Below are 22,797 nucleotides of genomic sequence, written 5' to 3' on the forward strand. Positions count from 1 at the left end.
CGCGGCCGGCCGGCCGTCACCGCGTGAACGGGGTCAGATCGATCGACTCGGCCAGCGCTCGGGTGCCGGTGTCGTTCAGGTGGATGTGGTCGCCGCTGTCGTACTCGGGGCGCAGGCGGCTCGGGTCGGCGGGGTCGGCCACGGCGTCGAAGTCGGCGTGCGGGCCGAACTCCGTGCGCAGCCAGGCGTTCGCCTCACGTCGGATCGCCTGGCCCCGCGGTGTGTCGTAGCCCGGGTAGGTGGTGCCGGCGTACGGGCCCAGGGTCGCCGCGACGACGGTCAGGCCGGCGGCACGCCCCCGCCGGGCCAGTTCGGTGAACCCGGCCACCAGGTCGTCGGCGGACGGCGGTGCGCCGGTCCCGAACCGGCCCGGCACGCCGAGGTCGTTGAGGCCGAGGTGGAGGAGGACGTGCCGCGCGCCGGGCACGGCCAGCACGTCGCGGTCGAAGCGGGCCAGGGCGTGGTCCCCGATCACGTCCGTGAGCAGGCGGTTGGTGCCGATGCCCTGGTTGACGAACCAGCCGCGGGTCAGGCGCGCGGTGAGCAGGTCGGGCAGGCGGCTGTTGGTGTTCGGGGTCGTCCCGCGGCCCTCGAACCACGAGTCGCCGAAAGCGACCGACACCGGGGTCCCCGCGGGGGCCAGGACGTCCACGCCGGCGACGAGGTAGCGCGACCCCAGTTCTCCCGCGGCCTCGAAGCGCGGTTCGGCGCACCGGTCGCCGGAGGTCACGTACGCGGTCTGGGCGGGTTGGTGGGAGTAGGTGACCGGGCCGGTGTCGCGGGGCAGGTACAGGCTGAGCACCAGGTCGGTGCCCGCCGTGACGGCCAGGTCGACCGGGTCGCTGGTGGTGGTCTCGCCCGGTGGCACGACGGTCTCCGGGAACACCAGCGCCCGGTCGGTCGCCGGGTCGATGCCGCTGCCCCGCGTGCGCACGGCGATCCGCGCGCCGCCGAGCCGCAGGGGACGCCTGCCGTACTGGTTGGTCAGCGTGACCCGCACCGCCGCGCCGCCGCCTGCCAGGTGCAGCACCTGGCGCAGCGTCTCGTCGGCGAAAGCCCGGGACGGTGCGAGCTGGAACGGCTCGAACGGGCTCACCACACCGGTGCGGAACCCGGCGACCCAGGTCAGCTCAGCCACACGTCCCCCACCGGCAGGGGTTCCAGAGCCGGGTAGCCGATCGCGGCCGGGGCGGGGCGCAGGACGGGGTCGACCGGGCTGGGCAACGCGCCGACGTCGAACCCGTCACCGACCAGGCGGTCCGGGCCGTCCGGGGTGACCAGGCCCGCCGCGACCGCCTCGGGGAAGGTGCCCACGACGGTGGCGCAGACGTCCTCGCCGTCGAACACCGACCGCCAGTGCGCCGCCGGGTGGGCCGCGATCCGCTCGGCGACGGCCTCGGCCACCGCCGCCTCCTGCCCGGCGTCGTCCAGGTACTCGGCGGGCAGGCCGATCAGCTCCGCCAGCAGGCGCCAGAACTTCTCCTCCAACGACGCCACGGCCACGTGCCTGCCGTCGGCGGTCGGGTAGATCCGGTAGCGCGGGCTGCCGCCGGTGAGCAGGTCCGCGCCGGGCACGGGCCACCCACCGCCCGCCTGGTGGGTGGCGAAGTAGCCGTAGATCATGGTCTGCAGGTTGCGGGACATCGAGATGTCGAGGTGCGCGCCGACGCCCGTGGCGTCCCTGCGCCGCAGGGCCAGCAGGATGTTCACCACCGCCGGGTAGGTGCCGCCCGCGAGGTCGGCGATCACCGTCGGCGGCAGCGGCGGCGCGCCCGTGGCGTCGACCACCACATCCAGCAGCCCCATGCCCGCCAGGTAGTTGAGGTCGTGCCCGGCGCGCGTGGCGTGCGCCCCGGTCTGGCCGTAGCCGGTGATGGAGCAGTAGACGACACCCGGGTTGCGCGAGCGCACCGCCTCGTAGCCCAAGCCCAGCCGGTCCACCACGCCGGGGCGGAACTGCTCCACCACGACGTCGGCGGAGGTGGCCAGGGCGAGCACCCGGTCGCGGTCGGCCGGGTCCTTCAGATCGGCCGCGAAGGCCCGCTTGCCGCGGTTGAGGATCGCGTAGTTCGCGCTCGCCCCTCCCAGCTTCGGCTGGTAGGACCGCATCTCGTCACCGCGACCCGGGCGTTCGACCTTGACCACGTCCGCGCCCGCGTCGGCGAGCAGCAGCGTGGCCATCGGACCGGGGAGCAGGGTGGACAGGTCCAGCACGCGCACCCCGTCGAGGCTCATGCCCCCTCCCCCGCGACGAGTTCGCGCAGCCGGTACTTCTGGATCTTCCCGCTCTGCGTGGTCGGCAACTCGGGCAGCAGGACCAGGCGCTCCGGCAGGTAGTGCTTGGACAGCCCGCCCGCCAGCAGGTAGTCGCACAGCGCGGGCAGCTCCAGCACCGCTCCGGGCCGGGCGACGAGCACCGCGCACGCCCGTTCGCCGAGCCGCTCGTCGGAGTAGCCGACCACGGCGGCGTCGAGCACGTCCGGGTGGTCGAACAGCAGCGACTCGACCTCCGTGACGGGGATGTTCTCGCCGCCGCGGATGATGACGTCCTTGGTACGCCCCCGCAGCGACAGCCGGCCGTGCTCGTCGAGGCTCGCCGTGTCGCCCGTGCGGAACCACAGGCCGGGCAGGAAAGACTCGTCGGTGGCGTCCGGCCGGTCGTAGTAGCCGACGATCACGCCGGGGCCGCGCATCAGCAGCTCCCCCGTCACGCCCGGCGGCACGGCCCTGCCCTCGTCGTCCACGACGCGCACCTGCGAGCCGGGGAACACCGACCCGTCGGTGCGCTGGACGTCGTCGTCCTCCAGCGGGGTCGCGGAGGTCATGATGCTGCACTCGGTCATGCCCCACGCGGGCGCGATGTACGCGCCGAGGGCCCGCCCGGCTTTGGCCGGCAACGTGCGCGGCACCGGGGACCCGGCGACCACGAGGCACCGGAACGGGCAGTCGGGGTCGTCGGCGAGGTCGGTGCGCAACATGTCCTGCAGGAACGTCGGCGCGCCGAAGAACGCCGTGATGCCCTCCGCGCGCACCACCTCCGCGCACCACCCGGGGTCCCAGTGGTCGACGTGCACGCCCGTCCCGGCGAGGTAGGCGGTGAACAGGATGCCCCACACGAACCCCGAGTGGTGCCCGGCGGGTGAGGCGACCAACTGCACCATCGGGTCACCGAACGTGCCGGGCCCCAGGTGGTCGGCGAGGCCCTTCACCGCGTACAGCAGCGTGTCGTGGGTGTGCATCGCGCCCTTGGGCTCGCCGGTCGTGCCGGAGGTGAAGCCGAAGTAGCACAGCTCGCCCGGCTCGCGCGGCGGGAACGCGGCGAGCGGCACGTCCACGAAGTCGTCCCAGAGGTGCTCCCCGGGCCCCGCCTCGAAGTCGTCGCCGACGACGACCACGTGTCGCAACGACGGCAGGTCCGCGCGCAGGCCGCGCACCAGGGCGAGGTGGTCGGTGGTGCGCCAGCGGCGCGGGATGATCAGCGCCACCGCCCGCGAGCGGCGCAGGATCGGGACGACCTGGCGCTCGCCGTAGGACACCGGGATGCCGGTGTAGACCGCGCCGACCTCGCTGATGCCGAACACCAGCGCGCCGTACTCCACCGAGTTGGGCAGCATCAGCGCCACCACGTCACCCTCGCCGACGCCCAGGGCGTGCAGCGCGGACGCCACCCGGGTCGCGGCGCGGTCGAACGCCCGGTAGGTCTGGCGCACGGGCTCCCGCCCCGGCCTGTGGCCGACCAGCGCGACGCGGTCGGGGTGCCGCGCCGCCGCGTCGGACAGCAGGGCGCGGATCGGCGTGCCCGGCCACCACCCGGCGGCGCGGAACGCTTCGGCGTCCGCAGCGGTCACCGGCGTGTGCTGGCCGCGCAGCAGCAGCCCCGTCATGAAGCCTCCCAACCGGTGAGCGACGCCGCGCCCGTGCGGCGCGCGGTGGACACGTCACAGGCGGCGCGCAGTGACACCGCGTCCCGCAGCAGGCGTTCCACGCCGTACTCGACGAGGTAGCCGTAGCCGCCGTGGGCTTGCACGGCGTGCGCGCACGCGTCGAGGGCGTGCTCGCACGCCTGGTCGAGCACGGCCGCCGCCTGCCAGGGCGTCGCGGCCCGGAACACCTGCCGCCACGCGGTGAGCGCGACGCGGGCCGCGCCGAACAGGCCGTCGCGCACGGTCGGCAGCGCGATCAGAGGTCCGCCGAACTGGACGCGCTGGGCGCTGTAGGCCAGGGCCGCCCCGGTCGCGGCGTCGGCGAGCCCGGCGGCGACGGCCGCGCCGCCCAACCTGAGCCGGACGCGGGCCGCGTCGGTGTCCACGTCGGTGATCTCCACGACCGCGGTGGGCGCGACGAGCTCGGCGGACGAGGTGAGCGCCCCGTCCAGGCCGGTGCGCCGCAGCCGGCTGAAGCGCAGCGCGGTCGGCGGGATCACCCGCGCCGAGCGGTGGCCGAGCACCACCACGTGCGGGCGCTCGCCCGCGGCGTCCACGCGGTCGACCACCCCCGCCACCATGCCGTTCGCCTCGGTGAGCCGCACGGTGGGCGAGTCGGCGTCCACCACGGCGACCGGGGTCTCCCCGTGCCGGACGTCCTCGCCCAGCACGTCCGCCGCCACGCGCGCCTGCGCCGACGCCCACGCGAGCGCGGGCCAGTCCCGGCCCAGCCGGGCCAGCACGACGGCCGCCAGGTCGTCCGGGCCGTCGACCGCCCACAACCCGGCGTCGTCCAGCCGGCGCCGCATCTCCGCCACCTCGTCCGGCCGCTCGTCACTCGGCCGCCGCCCGGCCACCACGGCGGTGACCAGACCGGCGACGTCGGACTCCTCGTCGGTCAGCAGGGGCCGGGTCACGTCCAGAACCTCTGCGGCTCCGGTGCGCGGCGCTGCGCGAACGACTCGTTCACCTCGTGCGCCTCCTTGGTGGCCAGGTAGACGGTGAGGTACTGGTCGTGCGCCAGCCGCGCCTGACCGGACACCCCGTTGTGCCGGGCGGAGAACGCCGCCTTCAACGCGCCCAGCGCCATCGGGCTGCGCGTGGTCATCTCGCGCGCCACCTCGGCGGCCCGCGCCGACAGCTCGTCGGCCGGCACGACCTCGTTGACCAGGCCCATGGCCAGCGCCTGCGCGGCGGTGTACTTGCGGTTGAGGTACCACATCTCCTTGGCGCGCTTGCGGCCCACGGTGTCCTCCAGGTACCAGGTGCCGTACCCGGCGTCGAAGCTGCCCACCAGCGGACCGACCTGGCGGAACACCGCGTGCTCGGCGGCGATGGTCAGGTCGCACACGGTGTGCAGCACGTTCCCGCCGCCCACCGCGAACCCGTTCACCGCCGCCACCACCGGCTTCGCGACGGTGTCGATCGCCTGGTAGACGTCGATGATCGGCAGTACCTGCGACTGGTCGAACGAGGTGGTCTCGTCGTGCTCGCCGCCGATGCAGAAGAACTTGTCCCCCGCCCCGGTCAGCACGGCCGCGCGCAGCGCCGGGTCGAGCCGGAACCGTCCCAGCGCGTCGGACAGCTCGAGGCACGTCCTCGTCCGCAGCTTGTTGCCCGCGTCCGGGCGCTCCAGGGTGATGGTCAGTACCGGCCCGTCGGTCATGACCGAGATGTCGGTGTAGTCGGTCATCCCGCGTTCTCCCCTCCAGTGCGGAAACCCCGCCCGCTCTTGGCGCCCAAGTACCCCGCCGCGACCATGCGGGTCAGCAGCGGCGGCGGTGCGAAGGCCGGGTCGTGCGTCGCCTCGTACGCGCGGCGCGCGGCGTGCTCGTGCACGTCCAAGCCGATCAGGTCGAGCAGTTCCAGCGGCCCGAGGCGGTAGCCCAGGCCCAGCCGCATCGCCGTGTCCAGGTCGGCGGCGTCAGCGAGGTCCCGGTCGTACTCGGCCACGACGTCGTTGAGGTACGGGATGAGCAGGTGGTTGACCAGGAACCCCGGCCTGTCCCCGACCACCACGGCGTCCTTGCCCAACCCGGTCGCGAACTCCACCAGCGCGGTCACGGTCTCCGGCGCGGTGCGCAGTCCCGGCACCACCTCGACCACCTTCATCAGCGGCGCGGGGTTGAAGAAGTGCAGGCCCCCGAACCGCTCCGGGTGCGGCACGGACGCCGCCAGGTCGGTCACCGCCAGCGCCGAGGTGTTGGTCGCGATCAGCGCGTCGTCGGGGACCACGGCGGCTACCCGGCCGAGCAGCTCTCCCTTGACGTCCGCTCGTTCGGTCACCGCCTCGATCACCAGCGCCACCCCGGCCAGCTCCGCCACGTCGACGACCGGCCGCACCCGTGCCAGCACGGCGTCTCGCTCCTCGGCCGTGGTCTTGCCGCGCGCCACCCCGCCGTCCAGGAACGCCCGCAGCCGCGCCGACCCCTCGACGACGCGGTCGGCGTCGATCTCCAGCGCGACCACGTCCCTGCCGGACGCGGCCACGACGTGGGCGATGCCCGCGCCCATCACTCCCAGCCCCAGCACCGCCACCCTGTCGGTCATGCGTCCTCCCGTTCACGCGCCGAACAGCCGGTTGTCGTCGTAGGTGTAGAAGCCGCGCCCGGTCTTGCGGCCCAGATCGCCCGCCGCGACCATCCGGGCCACCATCGGCGGCGGGAAGAACCTCGGGTCGCGCAGCTGCTCGTACAGCCGGGTCGCGACCTGCTGGTGGATGTCCAGCCCGACCACGTCCAGCAGCCGGAACGGCCCCATCGGGTGCCCCAGCGCGCCGGTCACGGCGGTGTCGATGGACTCCTTGCTGCCCAACCCGGACTCCAGGGCGTCGATGCACCGGTTCTCCCACGGGATGAGGAACCGGTTGACGATGAACCCGGGCCGGTCCTTGGTGACCACGGTGGTCTTGCCCAGGCCCTCCAGGAAGCCCCGGGTGGCCTCGTGCGCCCAGCCGCCGGTGTACCGGCCGTCGGCGACCTCCACCAGCTTCATCAGCGGCGCGGGGTTGCAGTAGTGGGTGCCGACAACCCGCTCCGGGTGGCGCGAGCCGGCCGCGATGGCGGTGACCGACAGGGTGGAGGTGTTGGTGTGGAACAGGGTCCGGTCGCCCACGACACCGTCCAGCTCGGCGAACAGCGCCTGCTTGGCCGCCAGGTCCTCGTAGATCGCCTCGATCACCACGTCCGCGCGCGCCAAGTCGCGCAGCGAGGTCGTGCCCTCCACCCGATCGGCCGCGGCCCGTGCCTGCTCGTCGGTGAGCTTGCCGAGCTCCGCGCCGCGCGCGAGGAAGCCCCGGACGTTGTCCAAGCCCCGCTCCATGTTGGCCTCGTCCACGTCGTGCAGCACGGTGCGGTGCCCGGCCCGCGCGGTGACGGTCGCGATGCCCGACCCCATGGTGCCCGCGCCCAGCACGGCCACGGTCGTCATCGCGCCACCTGTCCGCCGTCGATCACGATCGTCTCGCCCGTCATGAAGTCCGACGCCTCCCCCGCCAGCAACAGCAGCCACGGCGCCAGCTCGTGCGGTTCGCCGAACCGGCGCGTCGGGATCACCCGCAGCACGTGGGCCATCAACTCCTCGTCGGCGCGCAGCTCGGCGTTGAGCGGGGTGGCGAAGTAGCCGGGCGCGAGCGCGTTGACGCTGATGCCGTAACGGGCCCACTCCACGGCCATCGTCTTGGTCAGCGAGATGACACCCGCCTTGGACGCCGAGTAGGCCGCGAACTCGGCGACCCCGATCAGCGCGTGGTTGGAGGCGATGTTGATGACCTTCCCGGACCGCTGTGGCACCATGTGCCGCCCGGCGGCACGGGTGGCCAGGTAGGTGCCGCGCAGGTTCGTCGCCATGATCAGGTCCCACTCGTCGGGTTCCAGCTCCAGCAACGGGGTGGTGACGACGATCCCGGAGTTGTTGACCAGGATGTCGAGCTTCCCGAAGCGGGCCACGGTCGAGTCCACCATGTGGTCCACCGCGTCCGCGTCGGTGATGTCGGTCGGCACGGCCAGCGCCTCGCGGCCCGACTCGGCCTGCTCGGCGACGAACCCGTCCAGCTCGGCGCAGGTTCGCGCGGCCACGGCGACCCTCGCGCCCGCCGCGGCGAGCGCGCCGGCCATCGCCCGGCCCAGTCCGCGGCCCGCACCGGTGACGAGGGCGACCTTCCCGTTCAGCGACTGCTCCATCACCGCTCTTCCCTCGCCCGCGCAGTGTCGCGGGCGATCAGCATCCGTTGGATCTCGTTGGTGCCGTCGTAGATCCTCGTCACGGCGGCGTCGCGCAGGCAGCGCTCGACACCGGGTCCGACCAGGTCGCCGTACGGCCCGAGGATGCGCACCGCCTCGCGGGCGGCGTACCACCCGAGGTCGGTGCACGACTGCTTCATGATCGCGATCTGGCCGGTCGGCGGTTCGGCGGCGACGTCGACCTGCCGTGCGACGGCGTGCAGCAGCAACCGTCCCTGCAGGATCCGGCCGCGCAGCCCGGCCAGGGCGAACGCCGCCTCCGGCGAGGGGTGGCGACCCAGGGCGCACAGGGTGCGCGCGTAGGCCGCGCGGGCCAGGCCGACCCCCTGGGCGGCAGCGCTGATCCGGGACTTGACCACGGAGTCCAAGAGCACCCGCCACCCGCCGCCTACCTCGCCCAGCACGTGGTCGCCGGGGACCTCCACGCCGTCGAGGAAGACCTCGGCGGTGGTGGAGCCGTGCATGCCGAGCTTGGCGAACGGGGCGCCCCGGGACAGGCCGGGTGTCGCGCCGTCCACCACGAACGCCGTCACACCCCGGCGACCCAGTGCCCGGTCCGCGGTGGCGAAGCAGACCAGCACGTCGGCCTTGTCGCCGGTGGTGATGAACGTCTTGGACCCCGTGAGCCGGAACCCGTCCCCGTGCGGCGTGGCGGTGGTGCGCAGGGCCGCGGCGTCGCTGCCCGCGTCCGGCTCGGTGACCGCCAGCGACCCGTACCGCTCGCCGGACAGCAGGCCGGGGACGTGCTCGCGTGCCAGGGCTTTCGTGCCCGCCGCGGTGATCGGGGTCGCGGTGTGCGCCTGGGTCATGTAGACCAAGCTGGTCGACGCGCAGCCCGCGGTGATCTCCTCGATCGCCACGGCGTAGGCGACCGTGGAGTCCGCCGTGCCGCCCAGCTCCTCGGGGAAGGTCAGCCCGGCCAGCCCGGCACGGGCCAGGGCCTGGTAGCCGTCGTGCACGAACTCGTGCTCGTGCTCGGCACGGGGCACGACCTCGTGCGCGACGACCTCGCGGACCTGCCGCCGCACGTCCAGCTCGCGCTCGGTGAGCAGCGCGTCGGCCGCCGACTCGTCCAGCGACCGGTGCAGCGCGAGGTGGGCCTCGGGCGTCATGGGGTGACCGCCTCGAAGCACGGCCGCCGCTTCTCCTTGAAGGCACGCACGCCCTCGTCCGACTCGCTGCCGCCCACAGCGTCCGCGGCCAGCCGGGTCTCCAGCGCCAGCGCGTCGTCCAGCGGGCTGTCCAGGCCGACGTCCACGGCGTCCACGATCGCGCGTACCGCCCGCGGCCCCATCCCGGCGACCTTGCGCGCCTGCGCCACGGCCAGCGAGCGCAGGGCGTCGGGGTGCACCGGCGGCAGCACGACCACGCCCAGCTCATAGGCGCGCAGCGCGTCCAAGCGGTGCCCGGTCAGCATCACGTGCCGCGCCGCGGCCGGTCCGGTGACCCGGGCCAGCCGTTGTGTGCCGCCGTAGCCGGGGATCAGGCCCAAGCCCGGCTCGGGCAGCGCGAACGCCGCCTCCGTCGAGGCCACCGCGAACGAGCACGCCAGCACGAGCTCGAACCCGCCGCCCAGGGCCAGGCCGTTGACCGCGGCGATCACCGGCGCGGGCGAGCGTTCGATGCCGCGCAGCACCGCCTGCCCGGCGCGGAGCACCGGTTCGGCGTCGGCGGCGCTCAGACCGACCAGCTCGTCCAGGTCGGCGCCGGCGCTGAACGCGCGGCGACCCGACCCGGTCAGCACGATCGCGCGGGCCTTGCCCGGCAGGTCGGTCATCACCGCGTGGAGCCGGCGCAGCACGTCGGCGTTGAGGGCGTTGTGCCGCTCGGGCCGGTCGATGCGCACGACGGCGACAGCACCGTCCCGTTCCACCACCACGCTCATGGTCGCCGTCCCTCCGCACGACCGTCCTCGACGGCCTGCCGCTCGATCAGCCACCCGATCTCGTCCGGGCTGAACCCGTTCTCCGCCAGCACTTCCACCGTGTGCGCGCCCAGGTCCGGGAACCGGGCGTTGCGCGGATGCGGTATCGAGGCGAGCCGGAACGGTCCACGCACCACCCAGGCGTCCGCGCCGGGCACCTCCAGCAGGCTCCCCCGGGCCAGCACCTGAGGATCGCTCACCACCTCGGACAGCGACTGCACCAGCGAGCACGGGATGCCCGCGTCGCCCAGCACGCGCCGCCAGTGCGCGGCGGGCCGCTCGCGCAGCTTCGCCGACACCGCCTCGACCAGCTCGGCGCGGTGGTCGCGGCGGCCCGGGTTGTCCGCCAGTTCGGGGCGCTCGGCCAGGCCGGGCAGCCCGACCGCCACGCAGAACCGCCGCCACATCGCGTCGTTGCCCACGGCCACCACGAGGTCCCGGTCCGCGGTGGGGAACGCCTGGTACACCGCGAGCACCGAGTCGGTGCCGCCACTGGGCGCGGGTTCCGGCTCGCCCGCCAGGAATCCGGCGATCCGGGGCGCCATCACGGCCAGTGCGGAGTCCAGCAGCGACACGTCGATCAGGTCGCCCTGCCCGGTCCCGCGCTGCCGCACCACCGCCGCGGCCACGGCCAGTGCCGCGCACATGCCCGTGACCACATCGGACAGCGCGGTGGACACCCGTTGCGGCGACCCGCCCTTGGCGCCGGTCACCGACATCAGACCCGACCGCGCCTGGGCGGCCAGGTCGTAGCCGGGCAGGTTGCGGTCGGGTCCGTCCTGGCCGAACCCGGACATCGCGCAGTAGATCAGGTGGGGGAACTCGGCGCGCAGGCTCTCGTGGTCGATGCCGAGCACTTCGAGCTTGCCGGGGGTGAAGTTCTCGATGAAGACGTCCGCCCGCCCGATCAGGGTGCGCAGCGTCGCGATGCCGTCCGGGTCGCGGAGGTTCACCACGACCGAGCGCTTGTTGCGGTTGGCCGAGGCGAACCACGCGGACGCGGAGCCCACGAAGGGAGGGCCCCACGTCCGCGTGTCGTCGCCCCCGCCGGGGCGCTCGACCTTGACCACGTCCGCCCCCAGGTCCGCCAGGTACATGGCGGCCGTGGGTCCCGCGTAGGAGGTGGTCAGGTCGACGACCTTCAGGCCCGCCAGCGGTCCGCTCGCCGCGTCGCGGTCGTCCACGTGGTCCTCCATGTCAGGCGACGGTCGCCGGCCCGTGGGCACCGGAGTCCGCCGCGGGGGTGTCCGCCTTCACGATCTCGTCCTCGTACGACTCGCGGGCGATCCACACGGCCACGGCCGTGATCACGCCGCCCAGGATGATGTAGAGCGCGAGCGGCCACGACGCGCCGGCCCAGGCGAACAGCGCGGCGGCCACGAACGGCGTCGGGCCGCTCATCACCATGGCGCCGACGTGGTAGCCGATCGCTGAACCGCTGTAGCGCAGACGGGTCTCGAACAGCTCGGGCAGGAAGACCGCCATGGGCGAGCCGGTCAGCGCGTGCACCACCGACAGCGCCAGCACCATCGCGATGATGATCGCCACCGGCTCGCCGGAGTCGACCAGCCAGAAGAACGGGAACGCCACCAGCACGGTCAGCAGCGAGCCGGCCAGCAGCACCGGCCGCCTGCCGTACCGGTCGGCGAGGCCGGCGACGATCGGGATGGTGAAGATCTGCAGGAACGCGCCGATCGCGACCGCGAGCAGCATCGTGCCCCGCGACGCGCCGGCCTGCGTCACGCCGTAGCTCAGCGCGAACACCGCCGCCGAGTAGAACATGATGCTGTTGGCGGCCATGGAGAACACCGCGATCGCCAGCGAGCCGCCCGCCTTGCGGAACACCTCGCCCGCCGGGTAGCGCGACACCTCGTCGCGCTCCTGCACGGCCCGGAACGCGGGCGACTCCGCGATCTTGAGCCGGATGTACAGGCCGACCACCACGAGCACCGCGCTGGCCAGGAACGGCACGCGCCAGCCCCAGCTCATCATGGCGTCCCGGGGCAACTGCTCGACCAGGTAGAACGACGCCGTGGACAGCACCAGCCCGGCGGGCACGCCGCGCTGCGGCCAGCTCGCGTAGAAGGCCCGTTTGCGCGCCGGGGCGTGCTCCACGGCCATGAGCACCGCGCCGCTCCACTCACCGCTGACCGCGATGCCCTGCAGCACGCGGGAGAAGACCAGCAGGACCGGCGCCCAGATCCCGATCATGGCGTAGGTCGGCAGCAGCCCGACCATGGTCGTGCCCACGCCCATGATGACCAGGCTCAGCGCGAGCATCCTCTTGCGTCCCAATCGATCCCCGAAGTGGCCGAAGACCGCCGCGCCGAGCGGTCGGACCAGGAACGCCACGCCGAAGGACGCGAACGCGGCCAGCGTGCCGATCAGCGGGTCGAGGGAGGGGAAGAACAGCTTGTTGAAGATCAGCGCGGAGGCCGTGCTGAAGATGCCGAAGTCGAAGAACTCGATGGTGGTGCCGATGAAGCTCGCGAACGCCACGTTGCGGGGGGATGAGGCTTGACGTCCCATGCGCTGACCTCCTGCGGACCGGCCACACACGCTTACCTGGTCGTGAACGGTAGGTCATTGAACAGAGGTGTACAAGGTCCAACTTTTACCAACTACGAGAAAGGCCGCCCCGCACTGCGGAGCGGCCTCGGACTACCGGCTGACGTGCACCGCGATGTGCTTGCGCAGGTAGGTCAGGTGCTCGATGATCGCGGCCTCGGCGGCGTCGGGGTCCCGGTCGGCGATGGCGTCGACGATCGCCTTGTGCTGCCGGACCGTGGCGCGGCCGACCTCCGGGGACAGGTCGAGGTAGTGCACCGGCTCGGTCTCGTGGTGCAGGGCCGCGACGAACGAGTGCAGCACCCGGTTGCCCGAGGCCTGCGCGATCAGCGAGTGGAACTGCTCGTCCAGCTTGGGCACCTCGGGGTCGTCCACCGAGGCCCGCTTCTGCCGCCGGACGATGTCCCGCAGCAGCTCCAGGTCTTCGGCGCTGCGGTTGGCCGCGGCCAGCCTCACCGCCGGGACCTCCAAGTGCTGCCGCACCTCCGCGACCTCGGCGAACTCGATGCTGCCCAGCTTGAGCAGGTTGTGCACCGAGTCGATGACGACCGAGCCGAGCGAGCGGTGGTCCACCGACTGGACGAAGTTGCCGCCGCGCGAGCCGGGGATCTTGTAGATCAGCCCCTGGGTGGTCAGCGACCGCAGGGCCTCGCGCAGCGTCGTGCGGCTGACGTCGAACTGGCGCGCCAGTTCCACCTCGGGCGGCAGGATGTCGCCGGACTTGAGCTCGCCGGACAGGATCGTGCTCCGGATGCGCTCCTCGACCTGCTCCCTGGGTCGCAGCACCTTCTGCCCGATGACCCGGGACCGGGCGCTCTCGCGATCAGCCACGGTCCGTCCCCCCGTCCCCGCAATGACCAGCAGTCATTGTTGAACATTAACATCAGCCACCGATCATCATCAGGGCGCCGGACGGCATCTGCTCGGTTCAACTTTGACAGTTGTGGTAAAAGTCGTACAGTTGCCGGTCAACCGACCTCCTTGGTGGGAGTGGTGACAGTGCGGGACATCGCGTTCATCGGCGTGGGTCGCATGGCGGGCCCCATGGCGCGGCGGTTCACGGCGCGGGGGTGGCCGGTCCACCTGCTCGACCCCGACCCCGAAGCGGTGCGACCGTTCCGGGACGACCCGTTGGCGCGCGTGCACGCCACCGTCGAGGAAGTCGCCGGGCACGCGGACGTGGCGCTGCTCAGCCTGCCCACCCCGGCGGCGCTGGAGGAAGTCGGCGAGCAGCTGACCGCGCCCGTCGCGAACCGGAAGCTCCGCTACGTCGTCAACACGTCCACCGCGGGCGTCGACACCACGCGTGACATCGCGACGGCGCTGGAGGACGTGGGCCTGTCCTTCGTGGACGCCCCGGTCAGCGGCGGAGGGGCGGGCGCCGCGCGCGGCTCGCTGTCGGTCATCGTCTCCGGCGACCCCGACGCGGTGGCGGCGTGCCACCCGCTGTTCGAGGTGATCGGCTCGCACGTCACGGTCGTCGGCGAGCACCCCGGCCAGGCGCAAGTGGTGAAGCTCGCCAACAACGTGCTCTCGCTGGGCGCACTGGCCGCGACCGCCGAGGCCACCACGCTGACCAGCCGCGCGGGCATACCGCTGGACCTGGCGATCCGGGTGCTCGACGTCTCCTCCGGCCGCAACTCCTCCACCGCCGAGAAGTTCCCCGACGAGGTCCTCACCGGCCGGTACGACTTCGGGCACCCGGCGCGCGCGGCGCTCAAGGACGTCGCCCTGTTCACCTCGCTGGCCGACGAGCTGGGCCTGACCACGCCGCTGGCGCGGGCTGTGGCGGACACGTGGCGGCTCGCCGTCACCGAGGGCTACGGCGACCAGGACTGCACCCGCATCGTCACCATGTTCCAACGGCTGAACGGTGTCGACCGTGGCTGAGCACCTCGACGCCCTGTGGCGCACCGTCCACCGCCAGGCGGCCACCGCCGACCCGGCCGCGGTGGACCGCGCGGCGGGCTGCCTCGCGGTGGCGCTGTCGGAGATCGTGCTGTCGGCGCGCGTGCCCGCGCACCGGGCGGCGGCGGAGGCGCTGGCCGCCGCCCCCGGTCCGTGCCGCATCGGCGGTGTGGACCGGCACACCGACCTCACCGGCGCGGTCACCGCCAACGCCTACCTCATGCACGCGCGGCTGACCGACGACTCCTACCGCGTGGCCGCCCACCCCGGGCTGGCCGTGGTGCCCGTCGCGCTGGCCGTGGTCGAACGGGACGGCGTCGTCTCCGGTGAACGCCTGCTGCGCGCCGTCATCGGCGGCTACGAGTGCGCGTGCCGCCTGGCCGAGGCGTTGCTGCCCGACGTGTCGCGCCGCGGCTGGCGCGTCACGTCGGTGGTCGCGCCGCTGGCCGCCGCCGCGACGTACGCGCTCGTCACGGAGATGTCGGAGGACGACGCGGTAGCCGCGCTGGCCCTGGCCACGGGGACGGTCGGCGGCCCGCTGGGCGTGGTGGCGACCGGCGGCGACGGCTGGCGCCTGCAACCCGCGCTGGCCGTGCAGGCCGGTGTGTCCGCGGCCATCGCCGCGGGAGCGGGCCTGCGCGGGGGCGACGGCGCGCTGGCCGGACCGTCCGGGATGTACTCGCTGTTCGGCACCGGCCGGCCCGCGGGCACGTCCGCCCGGGCGGCGATCCACGACGTGACGTTCAAGCGGTACCCGGTGGCGATGTACGGGCAGTCGATCTTCGAGGCGTTCCGCAGCCACCCGGCGCTGCCCGCGGCGCGGCGGGTGACGGTGCGCGTCGCGCCCTTCGCGGTGGACTACGGGCGTGACGCGGCGGTGGACTCGATCTCGAGCGTGGAGGGCATCGCGCGGGCGGCGCTGCGCGCGTTCCACCCGGCGGTGACACCGGAGGCGGTGGAGGTGGTCGCCGACCCGGCACTGCCGGACCTGGGCGCGACCGTGACGGTGACCCTGGCCGACGGCGCGGACCTGACGTTGACCGGCGACGGCGACACCAGCGCATGGCGACCGGCGGACCTCCGCGCGCACTGCGCCGACATGCTCGGCGACACCGGCGACGCCCTGGCCCGGGCGTCCGCCGCGCTCCGCGCTCCGACCGGCCTGGCCGACCTGGCCGCACTCTGGCGGACCGCACGCTGACCGCAGCCGCGCCCCCGACCACCGGCGAGCGGTGGTCGGGGGCGCGGGTCAGTCCCGCTTGGGCGTGCTCTCCAGGGCGCCCGGCGCGTCCGGGACGGCCACGGTGCCGCCGTCCACCACGATCGTGGCCCCGGTGGTGCTGGCGGAGTGGTCGGACAGCAGGAACACGATGGCCGCCGCGATCTCGGTGGGGTCCACCGCGCGACCCAGGGGGATCGCGCCGTCCATCCGGGCCCTCGCCTGCTCCGGGGTGAGGCCGTCGCGTTCACTGATCTTCGCGACGCGCGCCTCGTAGCGGTCGGTGGCGGTCGCACCGGGAACAACGGTGTTGACCCGGATGCGGCGGTCCGCGAGTTCCGCCGCGTAGTGCGCCGACAGCGTCTGCACGGCCGCGTTCACGACGCTCACGTGCGGCGCGCCCGCCCAGTAGCGCAGCGCGGCCACGCCGGAGATGTTGACGAACGCCCCGCCGTCGCGCACGTGCGGCAGCGCCGCCTGGACGACCGACTCGTAACCGAGCAACTTCAGCTCGAACAGCGACAGCCACGCCGCGCGGTCCGGGTGCCCCTTCTCCGGGGAGAACGCCGCCGCGTTGTTGACCACGCCGTCGAGCGTGCCGAACCGCTCCACGGCCGCCGCGACGGCGATCGCGCCACCCTCCGGCGCACTCAGGTCGCACGCCGCGAACCCCACGTGCGGGTGGTCGTCCAGCGACTGGCGGGCCCGGTCCAGCGACGCCTGCGTGCGCGCGGCGACCAGCACCGACGCGCCCTCCTCCAGCAGGAGCCTCGTGGTGGCCAGGCCGATGCCGCGCGATCCGCCGGTCACCAGGAACGCCCGGTCCTTCAAGCCCAGGTCCATCAGTGGTCCTCCGCCGCGGTGAGCTTCCGGATGTACTCGACGGTCTCGTCCAGGCTGATCACGTCGGCGTACTTCATGTGGATGTCGAATAAGTTGATCTTGTGTGAGATCTGGCTGCGGTCGGCGGTGCACTCGAACGGCACGACCACGTGGAAGTTGTGCTGGAAGGCGTCGACGACGGTCGCCCGCACGCAGCCGCTCGTGGTCATGCCGGTGACGATCACCGTGTCGCACCCGGCGTGCACCAAGTAGGACGCGAGCGGTGTGCCGTAGAACCCGCTGGGCTTCGTGCCCTTGTCGATCACGACCTCGTCGGGCAGCGGGGCCAGCCGTTCGTCGATCACGTCACCGGGCGGCGTGCCCTCGGGCAACGGCTCGGGCGCGCGGTTGAGCTTCCACCGGCCGACCTCCACGGGCCGCCGGACGTGGTCGGGCGTCGCGAAGGCCTTGGTGAAGAACACCGGCACCCCCGAACCCCGTGCCACGGCCAGCAGCCGAGCGGTGGCCTCCGCGGCAGGCTGCCCGGTGGGGCTCCACCCCGTCGGGTAAGCCGAGTCCACGAACGCGCGAGTCATGTCGACCACCACGACAGCGGGCCGCGCCCCAGCGGTGATCGGCCTCTCCTGCCGGTCGAATTCCCGCCCGAACGCGGCGACGTCCTCCTCGGGAACGACCCCGTCCCACGGCTTGCCCACACGCCACCGCCTCCGACGCAACGATCCACTATTAGACAGATCCGTAATCTGTCGAACATTAGGACCCGCCGCGCAGAGGTGTCAACGGGCGGTGGACCGGCTCGACCTCCAGCGGGAAGAAGTCTGCGGCAGAGCACGGCGGAGCGTCCCCACGCGGCCCGACCCGACGTGCGGGCCCGGTGATGTCGAGGCACGTCTAGGCCGAACGGGGCGTGGTTCGTCAAAGTGATCCTCACCCGCACCCGCTGTTCTATCGTGCGTGAGTGATCGCTGGTGAGGGGGACACCGGGCCCTTCGCCCACGGGGCCGAACGGTGGCGGGTCAGGGTGCGCGACCGCAGTGGTGGCGAGGTGCTGGGCGCCGGGGTCTTGGTGGACCGGGAGCACGTGCTCACCTGCGCGCACGTCGCGCTGGCCGCCGAAGTGCTCGCCGTCGACCTGGTGGGCCTGCCCGGCGCGCCCACCAGCGATGCCCGCATCGTCGCCCACGTTCCGCCGGACGGGGACGACCGCGGTGACGTGGCGGTCCTGAAGCTCGCGACCAGGCAGCCGGCCGGGCTCGGCGCCACGCTCCGCCGGGCCGCGCTCACCTGGGACCGGCCCGTCCACACCCTCGGCTACCCGCACGGCCAAGGGCTCGACATCGGGGTCTGGGCACGCATGACGCTCGCCGCCTGGGCCGGGTCCGAGTGGCTCCAGATGAACCGCCGCTCCCCCGGCGAGCAGCGGGTCCGCGCCGGGTTCAGCGGCTCCGGCGTCGCCGACGACGCCACCGGCGACGTGCTCGGCATCGTGGTCAGCGAGTACACCGACGACGACGCCGGCCTGGCGTGGATGATGCCCGTCGCCACCATCGAGGCCCACCTCCCGCTCGTCTCCCAGTGGGCGGTCGGCGACCGCGGCGTCGACCCGGACAGGTTCCCCGCTCCCGCCGACAGCACGCACCTGGCCGAACGCGTCCGCGAGATCATGGCCTGGCTCTCCCGCCGGGAGGACGGCGCCGCGGTGTTGATCGTCGTCGGTGGTGAGCGGACCGACCTGCGGCACGCCGTCGCGCTGTCCAGCGTCGGCGACTCCCCCGATCCGGACCTCGCCCTGGACGTGGAAGGGCTCACCGTCGAAGAGGTCTCCCGGCGCATCGTCGACCGGGCCGGGCTCGCCGCCGACGGCTCCAGCACCCGACGCGTGCAGGCGGGCACTCCGCCGATGACCGTCGTGGTGGACGGCGTCGACCAGACCGACGAACCCCAGGCGCTGCTCGACGAGGTGTTCGAGCCGATGGTGCGGCACGGCGCACGCCTCGTCTTCAGCTTCGACCAGGACGACTCCGCGGGCATCGACGCCGCACGGGCCCTGGCCAGAGCCGCGGTCACCGGGCGACTCGACGGGTTCGCCGAACGCATCGCGGTGCTGCTGGCCGACAGCCCGGACACCGATGCGAGCAGGCTGCGCATCGCGCTCAGCGGCCTGCGCCGTGCCGCCGCCGCGGACTGGACGCTCGTCGCCGAACGGCTGCCCCGGTTCGACCGCGCGATCACCCGGGTCGAAAGCGGTCGCGCCGACGCGCGGCAAGTCGCAGAAGCGATGTCCGACCTGCGCGGCCAACTCGAAGGGTGGAAGGCGAAAGCGGGCGACGGCGGCCTGGCGGAGGACATCGGCTCCGCCACGGCCTACCGCAGGGCCCACGCGCTGCTGGCGGCCGACCCGGTCGACGGTGACGCCGTCCGCGAGGCGGTGAAGGAGTACCAGGACTTGGTGCGCCGGGCGTTGGCGAAGGGGGAACCGGGATGACGGCCTGCACGAGGGTGGACTGCGACGGTTCGATCGACGAGACCGACTACTGCGACACCTGCGGGCGCCCGGCCGAGACGCGGCCCTCGTCCTCGTCGAGCAGCACGGGCAGCCGCCGGTCGCGCAGCGACGACCCGGCTTCGCTGCCCGTCTTCGACTTCCCCGATCCGACCAGCCGCATCCTCACCGATCCGCAGGTCCCGGTCCGGGCCCGGCGCTGCGGCAACCCCGACTGCCCCGACCCGAAGGCCCTGCCCGCTCAGGGCGCCGGGTTCTGCCTGGCGTGCGGCACGGCGTTCTCGTTCCTGCCCAGCCTCGCGCCCGGTGACCTGGTCGCCGACCAGTACCTCGTGGTCGGCTGCTTCGCCCGCGGCGGGCTCGGGTGGATCTACCTGGCCAAGGACACGCACCTGGACGACAACCCGGTGGTCCTCAAAGGACTGATCGATGTCGCGGACGAGGACCTGGCCACCGCCGAGCGCCAGGCGCTGACCACGATCGACCACCCGAACATCGTCCGCATCTTCAACTTCGTCAGCCACCCCGACACCCACACCGGCACGCCACGCGCCTACATCGTCATGGAGTACGTGGACGGCCTGGTGCTCAACGAGGTCGCCGAGCAGTCCCGCCTCGGCACGCTGCCGTTGGGCGAGCCGCTGCGCACCGAGCACGTCATCGCCGCGGGCCTGCAGGTCCTCGCCGCGTTCGACTACCTGCACGAACGCGGCCTGCTCTACTGCGACCTCAAACCGGACAACGTGATCATCCGCTCGGGCAGGCACGGCGAGCGCGGCAACCGGGTCAAGCTCATCGACCTCGGCGCCGTGCGGCGGGTCGGCGACCGGTCCGGCAAGGTCGTGGGCACCCGCCCCTACCAGGTGTCCGACGCCGAGATCGCGGAGCGCGGCCTCACCGTCCAGTCCGACCTGCACACCGTCGGCGAGACGCTGCGCAGGCTCTACCTGGAGACCGCGGACCACCGCGCCGGCCAGTACAGCGCCGCCGAGCGCCGGCGCATCGAGGTGGGGCTCGAATCGTTCCGCCGCGTCTACACCAAGGCCTTGCACAAGGACCCGGACCACCGGTTCGCCTCGTCCGCCGACATGGCCGACCAACTGCGCGGAGTGCTGCGCGAGATCGCCTCGCTGCGCGACGGGCAGCCGCGACCGGAGCCGTCGACCCGGTTCGTGCACACCGCCACGCTCCTCGACGACGGCCTCGGGGTCGTCCCGCCGTTGAGCCGGTGGATCGGCGAGCTGCCCGAGGACCTGCCGCTCGACCTCGGCCGCCCGGCTCCCGCCGTCGTGGCGATCGGCCTGCCCGTGCCGCGCGCCACCGCCGACGACCCGGCGGCCGACGTCCTGGCCGCCGCCGACGCCGAAGACCCGCGCCGCCTGCTGGACCGGCTCGACACGGCGGGCCTGCGGACACCCGAGACGGCGTTCGTCCGGTGCCGCGCGGCACTCGCCGCAGGTGACGTGGACGCGGCCGTCGAGAGCCTGAGCCAGGCGGGGAACCTGCTCGGTGACGACCGCGACTGGCGGCTGCGGTGGCACGAAGGCCTCATCGCGCTGGCCGAGGGCGACGTCGAGGAAGCCAGGTCGGCGTTCGACGCCGGCTACGCCGAACTGCCCGGCGAGGACGCGCCGAAGCTCGCGCTGGCCTACTGCGACGAGCACAGCGGGGCGTTCGCCAAGGCCGAGGCCCGCTACGGCTCGGTGTGGCGACGCGACCGGTCCGTGGTGAGCGCCGTGTTCGGCCTCGCCCGGGTCCGGCTGGCGCAGGGCGACCGGGCGGGCGCGGTCACCCTGCTCGACGAGACGCCGCCGGTGTCCCGGCACTACGACGCCGCCCGCATCGCGGCCGTGCGCGTCCTCAGCGGCGCGCTCGCCCGCTCCGGGCAGCTCGACCGCCCGCACGCCGCGGAACTGGCCGCCGCCAACGACCGGTTGTCCCGGCTCTACCTCGACGGCGGCGCGACCACCGGGCAGTCCCGCGTCCGGTTGGAGGCGGTGGTGCAGGAGGCCGAGCTCGCTGCGGCGATGGCGGGCGACGAGGTGCTCCGGCGCCACGAAGACGCGCTGCGGCAGCGCCTGGAGCGGTCGTACCGCGCGCTCGCCAGGCAGGCCGACTCCCAAGCCGAGCGCTCCGACCTGGTCGACCTCGCCAACACGTACCGGCCGGTGACCTTCCGATGAGCCACGGGGACGACGACATGGACGACAACGCGCCCGGATTCAGCCTGGCGGTCAGCCAGAACCGCTACCTGTCCACCGAGGACGACGAGATGCACGCCATCCTCACCGTGACCGCCCAGGGCGTGCCGGGCGCCGATGTCACGGCCGAGGTGGCCGAGGTGATCGCCATCGACTGCTCCGGCTCGATGGCGTACCCGCCGACGAAGATCGCGGCGGCGCAACGGGCGACGAAGGCCGCGATCGACGCCCTTCGCGACGGTGCGCTGTTCGCGGTGATCGAGGGCACGCACGTCGCCCGCGTGGTCTACCCGACCGGGCCGCGCCTGGTCGCCGCGACGCCCGCGACCCGACGCGCGGCGAAGAAGGCGGTGAGCCAGTTGCAGGCCGGCGGCGGCACGAACATGGGCGAGTGGCTCGGGCTGGCCCGCGGCCTGCTCTCCGACCACCCGACCGCCGTGCGCCACGTCATCATGCTCACCGACGGGCAGAACAGCGAGGCCGACGTCAGGCTCGACGTCGAGCTGCCCGCGTGCGCGCGGGTGTTCACCTGCGACGCCCGCGGCATCGGCGCGGACTGGGAGAAGCGCGAGCTGCTGCGCATCGCGGCGGCGCTGCACGGCACGGCCGACGCCGTCCGGCAGCCCGCCGACCTCGTCGCCGACTTCGAGGCCATGACCAGGACCGCGATGGGGAAGGTCGTCCCGGAGGTCCGGGTGGTCGTGAAGACCACGACCCGCTCGGAGGTGGACTTCCTGCGGCAGACGTTCCCCACCGAGGCCGGACTCGTCGGCGACGAGGTCGACGCGCGCACCACCGCGTTCGGCACCGGGTCGTGGGGCGCGGAGAGCCGCGAGTTCCACCTCCGGCTCAAGGTCGACTCGTCGGACGCGGAACCGGACACCGACATCCGGGTGGGCCGGGTCGACCTGGAGGTACGACGGGCGGGTGCGACGGAGTTCGAACGCGCGTGCCCACCCGCGGTCGTCCTGGTGCGGTGGACCGACGACATGAAGAAGTCCAGCATCATGGACCCGAAGGTCGCCCACTACACCGACCAGGCCGAGCTGGGGCAAGCCGTGCTGCGCGGGTGCGACGCCCACGACGCGGGAGACCTCGCGACCGCGGCGGCCGAGTGGGGCCGTGCGGTCGCCCTCGCCACCGCGTTGGACAACGACAAGGTGTTGCAGCGACTGCTGCGGTTGGTCGACGTCGTCGGTGAACCGGCCGACGGCGTGGTGCGGCTGAAGGACGACCTCGCCGCCGTCGACCTGCTGTCCGTGGGCATGAGCTCGGTCATGTCCAGCATGAGCCCCGAAATGCCGCCGGCGGCCTCACCCTCGCCCGCCGCGAGGGCGACGACCGGAGGCACGACGGGGGGCGCCACGAAGGCCGCGCCCGAGAGGACGTGCCCGAACTGCGGGAAGAGCTGGCCCGCGACCGCCCGGTTCTGCGGCGACTGCCGCACGGCGATGACCACCTGACGAT

Annotated in this window: 20 protein-coding genes; 5 read left to right on the forward strand and 15 right to left on the reverse strand. The window is 73.3% G+C overall.

Annotation, left to right across the window (positions count from 1 at the left end; all coding sequences use genetic code 11):
* Window positions 1-16: 16 nt before the first annotated feature.
* The 13 genes from EDD40_RS09275 to EDD40_RS09335 form a co-directional block, all read right to left on the reverse strand.
* The gene (locus EDD40_RS09275; protein ID WP_123742536.1) at window positions 17-1,138 is read right to left on the reverse strand and encodes a GDSL-type esterase/lipase family protein; all 1,122 of its coding nucleotides are present in this window, start codon (window positions 1,136-1,138) and stop codon (window positions 17-19) included.
* On the reverse strand, window positions 1,126-2,235 hold the full coding sequence (locus EDD40_RS09280; protein ID WP_123742537.1) for a CaiB/BaiF CoA transferase family protein: 1,110 nt from the start codon (window positions 2,233-2,235) through the stop codon (window positions 1,126-1,128). Before EDD40_RS09280 ends, EDD40_RS09275 begins: the two co-directional genes overlap by 13 nt.
* Window positions 2,232-3,884, reverse strand: coding sequence for an AMP-binding protein (locus EDD40_RS09285; protein ID WP_123742538.1), 1,653 nt, complete (start codon window positions 3,882-3,884; stop codon window positions 2,232-2,234). Before EDD40_RS09285 ends, EDD40_RS09280 begins: the two co-directional genes overlap by 4 nt.
* A complete protein-coding gene (locus EDD40_RS09290; protein WP_123742539.1) occupies window positions 3,881-4,840 on the reverse strand; it encodes an acyl-CoA dehydrogenase family protein in 960 nt (319 codons plus the stop codon). The genes EDD40_RS09285 and EDD40_RS09290 overlap by 4 nt, the downstream gene beginning before the upstream one ends.
* Window positions 4,837-5,616, reverse strand: coding sequence for an enoyl-CoA hydratase-related protein (locus EDD40_RS09295; RefSeq protein ID WP_123742540.1), 780 nt, complete (start codon window positions 5,614-5,616; stop codon window positions 4,837-4,839). The genes EDD40_RS09290 and EDD40_RS09295 overlap by 4 nt, the downstream gene beginning before the upstream one ends.
* Window positions 5,613-6,473, reverse strand: a complete 861-nt coding sequence (locus EDD40_RS09300) for a 3-hydroxyacyl-CoA dehydrogenase family protein (RefSeq protein ID WP_123742541.1) — start codon at window positions 6,471-6,473, stop codon at window positions 5,613-5,615. The genes EDD40_RS09295 and EDD40_RS09300 overlap by 4 nt, the downstream gene beginning before the upstream one ends.
* A gap of 12 nt (window positions 6,474-6,485) precedes the next feature.
* Window positions 6,486-7,352 carry a 3-hydroxyacyl-CoA dehydrogenase family protein gene (locus EDD40_RS09305; protein ID WP_123742542.1) on the reverse strand — a complete coding sequence of 289 codons (867 nt, stop codon included), beginning with the start codon at window positions 7,350-7,352 and terminating at the stop codon, window positions 6,486-6,488.
* The gene (locus tag EDD40_RS09310; RefSeq protein ID WP_123747889.1) at window positions 7,349-8,104 is read right to left on the reverse strand and encodes an SDR family NAD(P)-dependent oxidoreductase; all 756 of its coding nucleotides are present in this window, start codon (window positions 8,102-8,104) and stop codon (window positions 7,349-7,351) included. Before EDD40_RS09310 ends, EDD40_RS09305 begins: the two co-directional genes overlap by 4 nt.
* Complete coding sequence (locus tag EDD40_RS09315) at window positions 8,104-9,276, reverse strand: acyl-CoA dehydrogenase family protein (RefSeq protein ID WP_123742543.1); 1,173 nt, start codon at window positions 9,274-9,276, stop codon at window positions 8,104-8,106. Before EDD40_RS09315 ends, EDD40_RS09310 begins: the two co-directional genes overlap by 1 nt.
* Window positions 9,273-10,049: an enoyl-CoA hydratase/isomerase family protein gene (locus EDD40_RS09320; RefSeq protein ID WP_123742544.1), complete on the reverse strand. Its 777-nt coding sequence runs from the start codon at window positions 10,047-10,049 to the stop codon at window positions 9,273-9,275. The genes EDD40_RS09315 and EDD40_RS09320 overlap by 4 nt, the downstream gene beginning before the upstream one ends.
* Entirely contained in the window at window positions 10,046-11,284 is a 1,239-nt protein-coding gene (locus EDD40_RS09325) for a CaiB/BaiF CoA transferase family protein (RefSeq protein ID WP_123742545.1), read from the reverse strand. Before EDD40_RS09325 ends, EDD40_RS09320 begins: the two co-directional genes overlap by 4 nt.
* 1 nt (window position 11,285) lies before the next feature.
* Window positions 11,286-12,617, reverse strand: a complete 1,332-nt coding sequence (locus EDD40_RS09330) for an MFS transporter (protein WP_123742546.1) — start codon at window positions 12,615-12,617, stop codon at window positions 11,286-11,288.
* Window positions 12,618-12,749: 132 nt separating this feature from the next.
* Window positions 12,750-13,487 (reverse strand): FadR/GntR family transcriptional regulator, encoded by a 738-nt coding sequence (locus tag EDD40_RS09335; RefSeq protein ID WP_123742547.1) that lies wholly within the window; start codon window positions 13,485-13,487, stop codon window positions 12,750-12,752.
* A gap of 162 nt (window positions 13,488-13,649) precedes the next feature.
* Between EDD40_RS09335 and EDD40_RS09340 the strand changes: the two genes are divergently transcribed.
* A complete protein-coding gene (locus EDD40_RS09340; protein WP_211348127.1) occupies window positions 13,650-14,546 on the forward strand; it encodes an NAD(P)-dependent oxidoreductase in 897 nt (298 codons plus the stop codon).
* On the forward strand, window positions 14,539-15,765 hold the full coding sequence (locus tag EDD40_RS09345) for an MmgE/PrpD family protein (protein ID WP_170185013.1): 1,227 nt from the start codon (window positions 14,539-14,541) through the stop codon (window positions 15,763-15,765). Before EDD40_RS09340 ends, EDD40_RS09345 begins: the two co-directional genes overlap by 8 nt.
* Before the next feature lie 48 nt (window positions 15,766-15,813).
* Here EDD40_RS09345 and EDD40_RS09350 read toward each other — a convergent pair whose 3' ends face one another.
* Both EDD40_RS09350 and EDD40_RS09355 read right to left on the reverse strand, forming a co-directional pair.
* Window positions 15,814-16,626: an SDR family NAD(P)-dependent oxidoreductase gene (locus tag EDD40_RS09350; protein ID WP_123742550.1), complete on the reverse strand. Its 813-nt coding sequence runs from the start codon at window positions 16,624-16,626 to the stop codon at window positions 15,814-15,816.
* Window positions 16,626-17,321, reverse strand: a complete 696-nt coding sequence (locus tag EDD40_RS09355; protein WP_123742551.1) for an isochorismatase family protein — start codon at window positions 17,319-17,321, stop codon at window positions 16,626-16,628. The genes EDD40_RS09350 and EDD40_RS09355 overlap by 1 nt, the downstream gene beginning before the upstream one ends.
* 263 nt (window positions 17,322-17,584) lie before the next feature.
* Here EDD40_RS09355 and EDD40_RS09360 point away from each other — a divergent pair, with 263 nt between their 5' ends.
* From EDD40_RS09360 to EDD40_RS09370, 3 genes are read left to right on the forward strand one after another with little or no spacing between them, the layout of a single operon-like run.
* Entirely contained in the window at window positions 17,585-19,111 is a 1,527-nt protein-coding gene (locus tag EDD40_RS09360; RefSeq protein WP_123742552.1) for a S1 family peptidase, read from the forward strand.
* On the forward strand, window positions 19,108-21,312 hold the full coding sequence (locus EDD40_RS09365; RefSeq protein WP_123742553.1) for a serine/threonine-protein kinase: 2,205 nt from the start codon (window positions 19,108-19,110) through the stop codon (window positions 21,310-21,312). Before EDD40_RS09360 ends, EDD40_RS09365 begins: the two co-directional genes overlap by 4 nt.
* Window positions 21,309-22,793 (forward strand): VWA domain-containing protein, encoded by a 1,485-nt coding sequence (locus EDD40_RS09370; protein WP_123742554.1) that lies wholly within the window; start codon window positions 21,309-21,311, stop codon window positions 22,791-22,793. Before EDD40_RS09365 ends, EDD40_RS09370 begins: the two co-directional genes overlap by 4 nt.
* Window positions 22,794-22,797: the final 4 nt, after the last annotated feature.

This window comes from Saccharothrix texasensis (assembly GCF_003752005.1).
GTDB lineage: Bacteria > Actinomycetota > Actinomycetes > Mycobacteriales > Pseudonocardiaceae > Actinosynnema > Actinosynnema texasense.